This window comes from Peterkaempfera griseoplana, from assembly GCF_001418575.1.
Classification (GTDB): Bacteria; Actinomycetota; Actinomycetes; order Streptomycetales; family Streptomycetaceae; genus Peterkaempfera; species Peterkaempfera griseoplana.
The window spans coordinates 1-496 of record NZ_LIQR01000067.1; the positions used below are offsets into that span (position 1 = coordinate 1).

Consider the following 496-nt stretch of genomic DNA (forward strand, 5'->3'; position numbering starts at 1 on the left):
GGCCGGGGTGGCGCCTGCGGGCCGGGGGGCTCCTCCGGAGGGTCTCGACGCCGTACGCGGGGGTGCCTAGGATCGTGGCGACGGCATCGCGTGCCGGTCATCGGCCGGGTGAGGCATGGAGGTGCCGTGAGATGCCTTGCGGAGGCACTCCACCCATGTCAGTCGAGCTGAACCACACCATCGTCCACTCCCGGGACAAGCGGGAGTCCGCCGAGTTCCTGGCGGAGATCCTGGGTCTTGAGGTCGGGGCCGAGTGGGGCCCGTTCGTTCCGGTGGCCACCGGCAACGGGGTCACCTTGGACTTCGCCACCGTCCCGGCGGAGTCGATCGTCATGCAGCACTATGCGTTCCTGGTCTCGGACGAGGAGTTCGACGCCGCCTTCGGCCGGATCAGGCGGGCCGGGATCGGCTACTGGGCCGACCCACACCTGAAGCAGCCGGGCGAGATCAACCACCACCACGGTGGGCGCGGCCTGTACTTCCTCGACCCGGCCGG

The 496-nt window shown here is 70.2% G+C and carries 1 protein-coding gene; it reads left to right on the forward strand.

Translation table 11 applies throughout. From position 1 onward, the window contains the following. Positions 1-155: 155 nt before the first annotated feature. Positions 156-496: VOC family protein (locus AOK09_RS05385; protein WP_055585965.1), on the forward strand; the 341-nt coding region annotated here is incomplete at its 3' end.